Genomic DNA, 13,341 nt, shown 5'->3' on the forward strand with positions numbered 1-13,341 from the left:
TGTTTAATTAATATAAGGGTTTCAAAATTACTCTTTTTTTCTCAACCCTTATGCATCTATTCTTCTTCTTCAGAAGAGTTTTCGTTTTGGGTTGTTTGTGAAGCAGTTGGTGTTCCGTCTACTGGAGTTCCATCTACTGTGTCATCTTCATCGTCTATATTATCCTCATCACTTTTTACTTTCGCGACAGCGGCAATAGAGTCGTTTCCTTTAAGGTTAATAAGTCGTACCCCTTGTGTTGCACGTCCCATAACTCTTAGTGAAGCTACTTCCATTCTTATAGCAATACCTGACTTATTGATAATCATAAGATCATCTGCATCAGTAACATTTTTAATAGATACTAGTTCTCCAGTCTTTTCGGTAACAGAGATTGTTTTTACTCCTTTACCTCCACGGTTTGTAATTCTGTAATCTTCAAGACTACTACGCTTACCATACCCTTTTTCTGAAACAACTAGGATGTTACTTTCTGTATCGTTTACAGACACCATTCCTACTACTTCATCTTCATCATTAGCAAGAGTTATGCCACGAACACCAGAGGCGTTTCTTCCCATAGGTCTCGTCTTACTCTCCTCAAAGCGTATTGCCTTACCAGATTTAAGCGCAAGCATTACTTGACTCTCTCCCGTTGTAAGCTTTGCAGATAGTAGCTCATCATTGTCCTTAATAGTAATTGCGTTGATACCGTTAGTACGAGGACGTGAGTATTGCTCTAGCGCTGTTTTCTTCACTTGTCCTTTTTTAGTCGCCATAATGATGTAGTGATTATTTATATAATCTTCATCTTTAAGGTCTCCTGTACATACAAATGCTTTTACCTCGTCATCTTGCTCTATATTAATAAGGTTCTGGATAGCTCTACCTTTTGAAGTCTTACTTCCTTCTGGTATTTCAAATACACGCATCCAGAAACATTTACCCTTTTGTGTAAAGAATAACATATACTGGTGGTTAGTCCCTACAAATAGATGCTCTAAGAAATCTTCATTACGAGTAGTAGATGCTTTTGTACCTACCCCACCTCTATTTTGAGTTTTGTATTCTGTAAGTGATGTACGTTTTATATATCCAGCATTTGAGATAGTAATCACTACTTTTTTATCTGGAATAAGATCTGTGATGCTTACATCACCTCCAGCATACTCTATAATAGAGCGACGCTCATCTCCATATTTATCTTTTATTTCTTGAAGCTCTTCTCTAATGATAGACATACGACGCTCCTTCTTTGCAAGGATATCTTTTAAGTCTTCTATAGTCTTCATTATCTCTTCGTACTCACTGCGTAGTTTGTCTTGCTCCAGACCTGTAAGCTGGCGTAAACGCATCTCTACGATAGCCTTTGCTTGAATCTCTGAGAGTTTAAAACGCTCTATTAAGTTTTGTCTTGCCTCATCACCGTTTGCACTTGCACGTATGATTGCTATTACTTCATCTATATTATCTGAAGCAATGATAAGACCTTCTAGTATGTGAGCACGAGCTTCTGCTTTTTTAAGCTCAAACTGTGTTCTTCTCACTACTACTTCGTGGCGGTGCTCAACAAAGTGGTGTATCATATCCTTAAGATTTAACATCTCAGGACGCCCGTTTACAAGAGCAATGTTATTTACACTAAAAGATGATTGTAATGCCGTGTACTTAAATAATTTATTAAGTACGATATTTGGGACAGCATCACGTTTTATAACATAAACGATACGCATACCGTTACGGTCTGACTCGTCACGTATGGCAGATATACCCTCGATCTTCTTATCGTTGATCATATCGGCCGTTTTCTTAATCATATCAGCCTTATTGACTTGATATGGTATTTCGGTCACAATGATACACTCTCTACCTTTTACTTCTTCAAACTCTGCCTTTGCACGCATTACAACACGACCACGCCCTGTTTTAAAAGCCTCACGTACTCCGTCATAACCATAAATAGTTCCTCCGGTAGGAAAATCTGGAGCCTTTACGTGCTCCATAAGTTCATCTATAGTAACGTCATTATTATCTATGTAAGCGTGTATGCCATCTACCACTTCAGAAAGGTTGTGTGGTGGCATATTTGTCGCCATACCCACAGCAATACCAGATGCACCATTTATAAGTAACCCTGGTACACGTGTAGGTAATACGGTAGGTTCTTTAAGTGTATCATCAAAGTTAAGTTGGTGATCTACTGTGTCTTTTTCAATATCTGCAAGCATATCTTCAGATATCTTGCGCATTCTAGCCTCGGTATAACGCATTGCTGCTGGGCTATCACCATCTACAGACCCAAAGTTACCTTGACCATCTACAAGCATATAACGTAAACTCCACTCTTGAGCCATACGTACCATTGCATCATATACAGAGGTGTCACCGTGTGGGTGATACTTACCTAGTACCTCTCCTACTATTCTTGCAGATTTTTTGTGAGCACTACTTGCTCGTATTCCTAACTCGTGCATTCCGTAAAGAACACGACGGTGTACTGGTTTTAGACCATCACGCACGTCAGGTAGTGCACGTGATACGATAACTGACATCGAGTAATCGATGTAAGCAGATTTCATTTCATCTTCAATATTAATCGAGATCAGCTTTTCTCCTTCAGCCATATATAAATTGATTAGATTTTAAGTCAAATTTTTTACAATTAGCAATGTAATCATTTTGATGATTTTTTACGGGGTTACGCTTTCGCGAAAGCGTACTATTTATCAACAAATTTTAACACGTTCTTTTAATAACTACACAACCCATTATAGGGCAAACTGTCAGGTATTTTTGGTAATTTGGATTAAGCACTTTAAGCGGAATGATTTTTGAATCAGTTTGCTTAAATTTACATAAGAACGAACGAGGATAGATATGGATGATAATTTTTCGCCAAGAGTAAAAGATGTTATTGCTTATAGTAAGGAGGAGGCGTTACGCCTAGGCCACGATTTTATAGGTACAGAACACTTGCTGCTTGGTTTACTAAGAGATGGTAGCGGTAAAGCAATAGATATACTGGGAGCTTTAGAAATTGATCTTGAGCACTTGAGACGTAAGGTAGAAATCTTAAGTCCGGCAAACCCAAATGTAAGCTTACAGAATAATGATAAGAAGAACTTACATCTTACCAGGCAAGCAGAGCGTGCACTAAAAACAACATTTTTGGAAGCAAAACTTTTTCAAAGCTCTGCAATAAATACGGCTCACCTCCTACTGTGCGTACTGCGGAATGAGAATGACCCTACAACAAAGTTGTTAAATAGACTGAAGGTAGATTATGACAATGTAAAAGACCAATTTAAACTAATGATGGCAAACGAAAGTGACGAATATATAGAGCCTATTAAGTCTGAATCATTTAGTGATGATGCAGATAATGGTGATGAGCAGTCTAAAGAGAATCCTTTTAACAGCCCAACAACTCCTAAGGGCACTAAAAAAAGTAAGACTCCGGTTCTTGATAACTTTGGACGCGATCTTACTGCAATGGCAGACGAAGGGAAACTAGATCCTGTAGTGGGCCGTAGTAAGGAGATTGAGCGTGTATCACAGATACTGAGTAGACGTAAGAAAAACAACCCTCTCCTTATAGGTGAGCCTGGAGTAGGTAAATCTGCCATAGCAGAAGGACTTGCGCTACGTATTGTACAGCGTAAGGTATCGCGTATTCTTTTTGACAAACGTGTTGTTACTCTTGATCTTGCTAGCCTTGTAGCTGGAACAAAGTACAGAGGACAGTTTGAAGAGCGTATGAAAGCCGTGATGAACGAGCTTGAAAAAAATGATGATATTATCTTATTTATAGATGAGATACATACCATTGTAGGAGCTGGAGGAGCAACAGGATCTCTTGATGCCTCAAATATGTTTAAACCTGCACTCGCTCGAGGCGAAATACAATGTGTAGGCGCAACAACGCTTGATGAATTCCGTCAGCACATTGAGAAAGACGGTGCTCTAGAGCGACGTTTTCAAAAAGTAATTGTAGAACCTACGTCTGTAGAAGAAACAATTGAGATATTACAAAATATTAAAGGTAAGTATGAAGAGCATCATAATGTCTCATATACAGATGAGGCGCTTGAAGCGTGTGTAAAACTTACCAATAGATATATGACCGATAGATTTCTTCCGGATAAGGCTATAGATGCTCTAGACGAAGCAGGATCTCGCGTGCATATTACTAATATTGATGTTCCTAAAAAGATTCTAGAATTAGAAAATAAGCTAGAAGAGGTAAGAGAACTCAAAACCTCTGTGGTAAAGAAGCAGAAATATGAAGAAGCTGCAAAGCTGCGTGATGATGAGAAGAATTTAGAAAAAGAACTTGCAATCGCACAAGAGCGATGGGAAGAAGATTCTAAACTTCACAAAGAGGTTGTCTCAGAAGATAATGTGGCAGACGTAGTGAGTATGATGACTGGTATACCTGTTAACCGTATTGCACAAACAGAAAGTAACAAACTTGCAGAATTACCTGCAACGATAAAAGAAAACGTAATAGGTCAAGATGAAGCAGTTGCCAAAGTTGCAAAAGCAATACAACGTAACCGTGCTGGATTAAAAGACCCTAACAAACCTATAGGTTCGTTTATATTCTTGGGACAGACAGGTGTAGGTAAAACCCAACTTGCAAAAGTGCTTGCAAAAGAGCTTTTTGATAATCAAGACGCACTCATCCGTATAGATATGAGTGAGTATATGGAGAAGTTTTCTATATCAAGACTTGTAGGAGCGCCTCCTGGATACGTAGGTTATGAAGAAGGTGGGCAACTTACAGAAAAGGTAAGACGTAAACCATATGCTGTAGTTTTACTAGATGAGATAGAAAAAGCACATCCAGATGTATTTAATATGCTATTACAAGTGCTAGATGATGGTTTCTTAACAGATTCTCTAGGTCGTAAGATAGATTTTAGAAATACTATCATAATAATGACATCAAATATAGGGGCAAGAAAACTCAAAGACTTTGGTCAAGGAGTTGGTTTTGGAACAGCATCGCGTAAAACTCAAGTAGATGAAAATGCGCGTAGTATCATTCAGAATGCATTAAAGAAAGCATTTGCGCCAGAGTTCCTAAACCGTATTGATGATGTAGTGGTATTTAATGCGCTTGAGCGTGAGGATATACACAAGATTATTGATATTGAGTTAGAAAAGCTTTTCAAGAGAATAAAGGGTCTGGGTTACAATTTAACTTTAAGCGATAAAGCAAAAGATTATATTAGTGACAAAGGTTTTGATAAAGATTATGGAGCGAGACCTCTTAAAAGAGCTATTCAGAAGTATATAGAAGATGCACTAGCCGAAGAGATTATAAACTCTAAGCTAGAAGAAGGAGATAGTATTTTTATGGACTTTGATACAGATAAAGATGAACTTATTATAGATATCAAGAAAGGAGAAACTACAGAGTCGTAATACTGTTGCACGCATTATTATCCCTTAATGGCGAAAAATCGTCATTAAGGGATTTTTTTATTTATTATGCGCACATAGTTAAAGTATTGACAATTAATTGCTTGATACAATATATTTGCTATCTTCTATTTATAAGAATCCCCAACATATGAAAAACTTACAACTCGGTATTCAGCTAGAATTCTCGTTCGGAAAAGTAACAGTCCACGATGACTATATATATGTCATAATGGATGAAGGTGTTACTGTGCAACCCAGCTTTAATGATGTTTTAATCGCTATAGCCGAATCTTACTTTCCTGAAAAGGATTTTATTTATATAACGCATAGAATATATTCTTATGCTATAGACCCTACCATATATTTAAAAACTTCACAAATAGAAAATTTAAAGGGCTTTATAGTAGTAAGCCCTAATAAGGATTTTAAAGAGGCTCATAACATTGAAAAACTATTCTTTTGCAAACCCTTTAAAGTATATCATACAATGGAAGAAGCTCTAATTCAAAAGGATATAATGCTTTATAAATAGAGTTTTTTTATAAGAAATTTCTTCATAGATAAGGTAGTATTCCTCTATTTTTGCGTAAAAATCAAAGCCCCTAGATCTTTTGAAAATTATTAAAGAATTTGAGTTCGGAAAGCTACATATAGAAGATAATATTATTATAGGCGTTATGAACGAGGGATCACATATTGACCCTCTATCGAATAGACTCCTTCTATCTTACTGTGAAGAAATATTTGAGAGAAAGCCTTTTGCTTATTTATCATATAGAAAAAACTCTTACTCTGTAGATCCTACGGTATATATTGATGCCGCAAACCATTATAGTCTCAAAGCAATTGCCGTTGTATCTCAAAACCCGCTTAGCGAGACTAATGTTGCTATTGAGAAACAATTTTTTAATCAACCATTTGAAACATTTAAAACGATCGATGAGGCAAAAAACTGGTTAACTCAAGTTTTAATATAGCTCGTTGAGATCTATATTCATACTTTTTATGAATATTTTGCCTAGTTTAATATCATTTGCAAAAATTCTATCTTTATCTGCAAACGGGACTACTTCTCTATAACTCTTTGTAAAAGACTGTAGAAATCCAGATGTATGAAGTGGCTGTCTGTAATGCAATGCTTGAACTGCATTAAGCAATTCTATAGAGAGTAACGTCTCAACATTATCTACAACCTTGAGAAGTTTTGTAGCCGCATTTGCTCCCATACTCACGTGATCTTCTTGTCCGTTTGATGATACGATAGAGTCTACACTAGACGGCGTACAAAGTTGTTTGTTTTGACTTACTATACTTGCTGCAGTATATTGTGGTATCATCATACCACTATTGAGGCCTGGGCTATCTACTAAAAATGGCGGCAAACCTCGTAAACCACTTATTAATTGATAAACGCGACGCTCACTTATACTACCTAATTCTGACATTGCAATACTTAAATAATCTAATGCAAGTGCGAGTGGTTGACCGTGAAAATTCCCGCCACTTATTATCATATCATCTGCCGGAAAAATATTGGGATTATCAGTAACACTATTGATTTCAGTTTTAAACGTTTTGGTCGCAAAGTCTATGACATCCTTGGTTGCACCGTGTACTTGAGGTATACATCTAAAAGAATATGGATCTTGTACATTTTGCTTTTCTGTTGCAGCAATCTCACTATCTTCTAAAAAAGAGATTATACGAGCTGCAGTCTTAATTTGTCCTTTATGGGGTCTCACGTAATGTACAAGTGGGTTAAATGGAGATAAATTACAATTAAAGGCATCTATAGATATCGCCCCCACAACATCTGCCAGATAAGATAATTTATGTGATTTTATAAGTGCCATAACACCATATGCACTCATAAACTGTGTACCATTTAGTAATGCAAGGCCTTCTTTAGACTGTAGAGAGATCTTAGTTAAGCCATTACTCTTTAAAGCCTCTACAGATGAGATAATTTTATTACCAAGCCAGACCTCACCTTCTCCTATTAAAGGTAAGGCAAGATGTGCAAGCGGAGCTAAATCTCCACTTGCGCCCAGCGAGCCCTGATCATATATGACAGGCAAGATATTGAGATTATAAAAATCTATAAGTCGTTGTACTGTATTAATGTGTACACCACTATGACCATAGCTTAAGGATTGTATTTTGAGAAGTAACATTAATTTTACGATATCCTTAGGAACGTAATCTCCAGTACCGCAAGCGTGAGACCTTACTAAATTCTCTTGCAGCTTTGTTAAGTTTTCATCACGTATAGCAACATTACACAAGCTTCCAAAACCAGTATTTACACCATATACTGGTGTTTTACTTTCTTTTATTTTTTTATCTAGATAAGCTCTGGAGGCATTAATAGTATGTACACATTCCTCACTGAGTTTGAGTTTTTTATGTTCATCAAGAATAGAAGAAATTATTTTAAGGTCAAGAATTTCACTACTTATATAGTGTATTTGAGACATATGATTATATTTTCACGCAATTTCGTAAAAAATAAACATATAATTAAGAATATTATAATGAAGCTTATAATACTATGTCGATTCAAGGGAAATGTAAACTATAATTATAGTGAAATAGTAAAACAAATCTTGTTGTAAATTAATACACAACTTACTAAATAACAAATATTTATAAATCGTTTTTTAAATTTTATAGAATATTAAATATGCGAATGTTTTAATATAAAAATCTTTAAAGATATCGTAATTGCTAGAGATAAATTAAAATTTTGATTGTTCCGCTTTCGCGAAAGCGGAATAATTAATAAAACTAGTATACTTAGTTCTTGTCTAGTATTTTACTCACTTTTGAATCCTTAAAAACATAGGTATATAACCACATAAGTGTGAATGATGGTATAATGTCTACCCCGGGAATAAGCTCTTCTATAAAGGTTACCACTCCCCCTACCTTACCAGCAGTCCCTTTATAAAGCCGCGTCATAAGCCAGGCGGAAAATGGTGCCCAAGCAATATCTGAGAAGTCTCCAATAACTGGAAATACCCAACTTGAAGTTACGATACCAAGGCCGTCTATAAGTAGACCTATAATTAAGAGTTTGTATTTATTAGTTTGATTGTCCATAAGTGTTTTAAATATAACTCTTTTGTACAATCAAAATACATTCCAAAAATATTAATCTAAATTTGACGAGATTAATTTAAGGAACTCATTCCGGGTTTCTTGTCTTTCAAATTGACCTCTAAAACCAGATGTAGTGGTCGTAGAATTTTGTTTTTGAACTCCTCGCATCATCATACACATATGTGAAGCTTCAATAACCACTGCCACTCCTTTAGGTTGCAAGGTTGTATTAATACACTCTAAGATATCGTGTGTGAGACGTTCTTGTACTTGAAGCCTACGTGAAAAAACATCTACTATGCGCGGTAGTTTGCTCAAACCTACAATATGACCGTTAGGAATATAAGCTATATGTGCTTTTCCAAAAAAAGGTAGCATATGATGCTCGCAGAGAGAGTAGAGTTCGATGTTTTTTACAATCACCATATCATCATAGTCTTCCTTAAACATTGCTCCCTTTAATATAGCAGCAGCATCCATTTCATAACCAGAGGTTAAGTACTGCATTGCTTTTGCAGCTCTTTCTGGTGTTTTTACAATACCTTCTCTACTTGTGTCTTCACCAAGACTTTTAATAATTGATGTAAAATTACTTTTTACATCTTCTGTTACTTCTATGTTGTACTCTTCAAATTTTCTGTATGGCATTGTCTTAATTAAAATGTTTAATCAAATATACAATTTATTAAACAGTTTGATTTTGCTTTTTAACTTTTTATTTAGAGTTTGATCTATATGACAACCATAGTTTTGTTTAGTCAAAATAAATTTTATGCGCTTTCTTGCTTTAGGAATACTCTCATTACTATCTACCGGATTTCTCTTTTCTCAGGGTACCAAAATTCTGAACGCAGAGCGTATTAGTGTAGCCCCAAAGATAGATGGAGTACTAGATGACAATATCTGGAAATCACTACCTGTTTATGGTGACTTTCATATGTTTGAACCAGGCAACGAGGGGACGATAGAAGAAAACCAACGCACTGAGGTAAAAATGGCCTATGATGATAAGGCTATTTACATCGCAGCATACTTATATGATCCTAATCCAGAAGACATTGCACGACAGTTTAGCCAGCGTGATGAAGTATTTGCTCAGGCAGATCATTTTATGGTAGCTCTTAACACCTATAATGATGGTATAAATGAAACGAGATTTTATGTCACGAGTGCGGGAACTATAGGAGATCAACGAATCACTCAAAATAATAGAGACTTCGGTTTTAATGTTGTTTTTGAATGTAAGGTATCACGTGATAAGAAAGGGTGGTATGCAGAGTACCGCATACCATATAATGCTTTACGTTTTCCCGAAAGTGACGTTCAAAATTGGAGTGTTAACTTCTATAGGCGTTTAGTAAATAAAAATGAAACACATACTTGGAGTAGAATCGAGCGTGGTATAGGGAGAGATACACAATATAATGGCACTGTTACCGGAGTGCGCAATATAGATCCTCCCGTGCGACTTACATTTTTTCCATTTGTACAAAGTGCTATAAGCACACAAGATGGCCAGACAGAGACTAACTTTGCTGGTGGGCTAGATATAAAATATGGCCTTAGTGATAGTTTTACTTTAGACGCACAACTTATACCGGATTTTGGACAAGTAGCTTTTGACAATGTGGTGCTCAATCTAGGACCTTTTGAACAAACCTTTGGTGAGAATAGAGCCTTCTTTACAGAAGGTATTGACTTGTTTAATAAAGGGAGAATCTTTTTTTCTAGACGCATAGGCGGTCCAGCATCTGGCAGTGTAACTCTTGAAGATAGCGACACCGTTACCGAAGAAATTATAGATTACCCTGCAAAGGTTAAACTCCTCAACTCAATTAAAATATCTGGACGTACAAAAGGTGGCCTAGGTATAGGTTTTCTAAACTCAATAGGTAGTAAGACATTTGCAACCATAGAGCGCACAGAATTTAATGAAGACGATACAAGTAGTATTATAGACACCTCGAGACGTAAAGTTCTTATAGAACCACTATCTAACTATAACGTCTTTGTACTAGACCAGCAGTTTAATCAAAACTCTTCTGTATCACTCATAAATACAAATGTCACAAGGAGCGGTAGTAATTTTAGAAATGCAAATGTTACTGGGGGTGTTTTTGACATCGCAGATAAAAACAATAATTACAACATCTCTGGTAGAGGGATTTTTAGTAATGTGAGAGAGTCTGGCGAGACCACTACAGGTTTTCAGTCAGAATTTGATTTTAGAAAAATATCTGGAAACTGGAGATATCGAGTAGGTCACGACTTTGCAAATACTAAACTTGACATAAATGACCTAGGGGTAAATTTTAGAAATAACTTTAATAATTTTACCCTAGGTGGATCTTACCAACTCATACAACCTAAAGGTAAATTTAACAACTATAGATTTGATGTGACTGTACGTCACCAGCGGTTATACAAGCCCAGCGTAAAAACACGTAACAGCATCCGGCTCAACTCATTTTTTGCAACTACAAAAAGACTTGCATTTGGTGGAAACTTAAGTTTTAATGGTAAAAATCAAGATTATTTTGAGCCACGTGTAGATGGTAAGTTTGTAACGTTTGAGTCTAATCTAGGTGGAGGAGGCTTTGTCTCTACAGATTTTAGAAAAAAGTTTGCTTTTGATTTTGGAGGAGCTGTAAGACAGTGGTTTGGTAATCAAGACCAGTTTAACTATAGTATTAACTTCTCTCCACGCTATAGATTTTCAGAAAAACTACTTGTCATATTAGCATCAGATTACTCAAGTAGAAAAAATAACTTTGGCTGGGTAGATAATACAGATACTGAGGTCTTTTTAGGCCTACGCGACGTAACCTCTTTTGAAAATAGAGTTACAGCAAACTATAATTTTGATCCCTACAAGGCTATAAATTTAAGTTTAAGGAACTTCTGGGCAGTGTCAGACCATAGTAGTAATATATATTATTTACTTAACGATGATGGTTCACGATCAGAAATAGCAGATTATGACTTAACAGAGCGCAGAGATCCTAATGCAAATTTTAATATCTGGAATCTGGATCTGAGTTTTAGGTGGAGATTTGCACCAGGTAGTGAAGCTTCCCTACTCTATCGTAATCAAATTTCAAAGTTTGATGAGTTATCAACCATAAGCTACAATGATAGTTTACGTAATTTATTTCAAGAATCTCTAAATCATACCTTATCATTGAGGGTTACTTACTTTATAGATTATAACAACATAAAGCACGTCTTTAAAAAGGTCTCTTAATTGTGCTTATAAGGTTATTGTAGTATTTTCACAGTCAAGTAATTTCTTATGGTAAAGGCACAACACATCTCAAAAACATTTGGCGATCTTAAAGTATTAAAAGATGTCTCACTTACAGTAAATAAAGGTGAAGTCGTCTCTATAGTAGGACAAAGTGGAGCAGGTAAAACCACATTACTTCAAATTATTGGCACATTAGACAGCCCAGACACGGGTGCCACTACAAGTTTGCATATAAATGGTCAGGAAATCATAGGTATGAAAGCAAAACTTATGAGTGCCTTTAGAAATGAGCATATAGGTTTTATATTTCAGTTTCATCAGTTATTACCAGAGTTTACAGCGCTAGAAAATGTTTGTATACCCGCTTATATTGCAAAAAAAGATAAAGTAACTACAGAAAAGAGAGCTAAGGAGCTATTAGACTTTTTAGGACTATCACATCGTTATGACCATAAGCCTAATGAGCTCTCTGGAGGCGAGCAACAACGTGTAGCCGTTGCAAGATCACTTATAAATAACCCAGCGCTTATACTTGCAGATGAGCCATCTGGCAACCTGGATACAGAAAGTGCAGAGCATCTACATAATTTATTTTTTAGACTTAGGGATGAGTTTAACCAAACCATAATTATAGTCACGCATAATGAAGAGCTAGCAAATATGGCAGACCGTAAACTTGTGATGAAAGACGGTATGTTTGTAAATGCCTAAAATGACACTTAGCTTGAGGTAATTTATACACCATTAAGGTCAACCCCTAATCTGAAGATGAACAAAAAGGAACTCAAAATTTTTCTAGACGAGAAGGCCGCACAGTATGAAAATAATGACTTTATACCTCACGACCCTATTCAAATTCCACATAGATTTGATCTAAAAGAAGATATAGAAATAGCCGCTTTTCTTACAGCTACCATAGCTTGGGGTAATAGAAAGAGTATTATCAATAACGCTACAAAGATGATGGAGATAATGGGTGAAGCTCCTCACGACTTTGTAATAAACTACACGCCAGACCAGGCTCACCTCTTTGAAGGGTTTGTACATCGCACATTTAATAGCATAGATTTTGAGACGTTTATAAGAGCACTTAAAAACATCTACACTCATCACGGCGGTCTAGAGCAGGTATTTTTATCAGGAATTACAAATGGTGATTTGCAACCTGCAATCACACATTTTAAAAAAGTGTTTTTTGAAGTAGATCATTTACCACGCACACAAAAACACGTGAGTGATCCTTCTAAAAATTCGGCAGCAAAGCGTATCAATATGTTTTTAAGATGGATGATACGAGATGCTCGATCCGGTGTAGATTTCGGGATTTGGAAATCTATCTCCCCTTCCCTATTATCTTGCCCTCTTGATGTACATACGAGCAATGTTGCAAGGAAGCTTAGATTGCTTTCGCGAAAGCAAAATGATGGTAAAACCTTAGCCGAGCTAGATAAAGCCTTAAGAAAAATGGATCCCGTAGATCCAGTAAAATATGATTTTGCATTATTTGGACTTGGTGCTTTTGAAAATTTTTAATCTATCTTTATTTATTAGAAAACAATCATCAAAATCTGTTTGCAATATAA

At 36.0% G+C, this 13,341-nt stretch carries 10 protein-coding genes; 6 read left to right on the top strand and 4 right to left on the bottom strand.

All coding sequences use genetic code 11. The annotated features are described in order from the left end of the window. Positions 1 to 56: 56 nt before the first annotated feature. The gene (gene gyrA, locus ACFO5T_RS00240; RefSeq protein WP_380031034.1) at positions 57 to 2,603 is read right to left on the bottom strand and encodes a DNA gyrase subunit A; all 2,547 of its coding nucleotides are present in this window, start codon (positions 2,601 to 2,603) and stop codon (positions 57 to 59) included. A 253-nt stretch (positions 2,604 to 2,856) separates the two neighbouring features. Between gyrA and ACFO5T_RS00245 the strand changes: the two genes are divergently transcribed. The 3 genes from ACFO5T_RS00245 to ACFO5T_RS00255 all read left to right on the top strand — a co-directional run bounded on the left by ACFO5T_RS00245 (position 2,857) and on the right by ACFO5T_RS00255 (position 6,386). Next, a complete protein-coding gene (locus ACFO5T_RS00245) occupies positions 2,857 to 5,409 on the top strand; it encodes an ATP-dependent Clp protease ATP-binding subunit (protein WP_380031037.1) in 2,553 nt (850 codons plus the stop codon). Positions 5,410 to 5,557: 148 nt separating this feature from the next. Further along, on the top strand, positions 5,558 to 5,941 hold the full coding sequence (locus tag ACFO5T_RS00250; protein WP_380031040.1) for a hypothetical protein: 384 nt from the start codon (positions 5,558 to 5,560) through the stop codon (positions 5,939 to 5,941). A 79-nt stretch (positions 5,942 to 6,020) separates the two neighbouring features. Next, entirely contained in the window at positions 6,021 to 6,386 is a 366-nt protein-coding gene (locus tag ACFO5T_RS00255; RefSeq protein WP_380031042.1) for a hypothetical protein, read from the top strand. On the opposite strand, the gene hutH is transcribed toward ACFO5T_RS00255, so the two are convergent. The 3 genes from hutH to folE all read right to left on the bottom strand — a co-directional run bounded on the left by hutH (position 6,378) and on the right by folE (position 9,159). Beyond that, positions 6,378 to 7,886, bottom strand: coding sequence for a histidine ammonia-lyase (gene hutH / locus ACFO5T_RS00260; RefSeq protein WP_380031044.1), 1,509 nt, complete (start codon positions 7,884 to 7,886; stop codon positions 6,378 to 6,380). The genes ACFO5T_RS00255 and hutH overlap by 9 nt on opposite strands. A 319-nt stretch (positions 7,887 to 8,205) precedes the next feature. Then, positions 8,206 to 8,511 (bottom strand): hypothetical protein, encoded by a 306-nt coding sequence (locus ACFO5T_RS00265; RefSeq protein ID WP_380031046.1) that lies wholly within the window; start codon positions 8,509 to 8,511, stop codon positions 8,206 to 8,208. Positions 8,512 to 8,562: 51 nt separating this feature from the next. Beyond that, positions 8,563 to 9,159, bottom strand: coding sequence for a GTP cyclohydrolase I FolE (gene folE / locus ACFO5T_RS00270; protein WP_035324811.1), 597 nt, complete (start codon positions 9,157 to 9,159; stop codon positions 8,563 to 8,565). Between the two features lie 124 nt (positions 9,160 to 9,283). On the opposite strand from folE, the gene ACFO5T_RS00275 reads away from it, so the two are divergent. Genes ACFO5T_RS00275 through ACFO5T_RS00285 form a run of 3 tightly spaced genes read left to right on the top strand, consistent with a single transcriptional unit; the run spans position 9,284 to position 13,291 of the window. Then, positions 9,284 to 11,755, top strand: a complete 2,472-nt coding sequence (locus ACFO5T_RS00275) for a DUF5916 domain-containing protein (RefSeq protein ID WP_380031048.1) — start codon at positions 9,284 to 9,286, stop codon at positions 11,753 to 11,755. 48 nt (positions 11,756 to 11,803) lie between these two features. Further along, entirely contained in the window at positions 11,804 to 12,469 is a 666-nt protein-coding gene (locus ACFO5T_RS00280) for an ABC transporter ATP-binding protein (RefSeq protein ID WP_380031051.1), read from the top strand. Between the two features lie 57 nt (positions 12,470 to 12,526). Beyond that, the gene (locus ACFO5T_RS00285; protein WP_380031053.1) at positions 12,527 to 13,291 is read left to right on the top strand and encodes a TIGR02757 family protein; all 765 of its coding nucleotides are present in this window, start codon (positions 12,527 to 12,529) and stop codon (positions 13,289 to 13,291) included. Positions 13,292 to 13,341 lie beyond the last annotated feature (50 nt).

It is taken from the genome of Dokdonia genika, from assembly GCF_042652845.1.
Lineage (GTDB): Bacteria > Bacteroidota > Bacteroidia > Flavobacteriales > Flavobacteriaceae > Dokdonia > Dokdonia donghaensis.